The following is a 298-nucleotide window of genomic DNA, read 5'->3' as shown; positions in this document are numbered from 1 at the left end:
ATGTAGCATATGAACAATTTGAAGAAGTAAAAAGAGAAGAAGATGTAGAAGAATTCTCAAAAGAAATTGGACTTAATAGATATAAAATAAAAGACTATATTTCAGAATATGAATACTCTGGAATAATAAATAGACAAGAAATAAGTGAAGAAATAAAAGTAGAGTTAAAACCAAAGTTTACACTTAGAAGAAAATTAGTAGACCAAGTTAAAAACTTTATCTACGACCATGTTAGAAAATTTGCTTAAAATATAGGAGAGAAAAATGGAAGTAAGTGAAAAACAACAAGAACAACAAA

General features: G+C 25.5%; 1 protein-coding gene. It reads left to right on the top strand.

The window, feature by feature from the left end:
• Positions 1-248 (top strand): type I restriction endonuclease subunit R, EcoR124 family (locus tag G3997_RS05215; RefSeq protein ID WP_296649173.1); only part of this gene is annotated, 248 nt, incomplete at its 5' end.
• Positions 249-298 lie beyond the last annotated feature (50 nt).

Origin of the sequence: Romboutsia sp. 13368 (genome assembly GCF_018336475.1) — a bacterium.
Lineage (GTDB): Bacteria > Bacillota > Clostridia > Peptostreptococcales > Peptostreptococcaceae > Romboutsia.
This window is presented reverse-complemented; position numbering and strand designations above follow the sequence as displayed.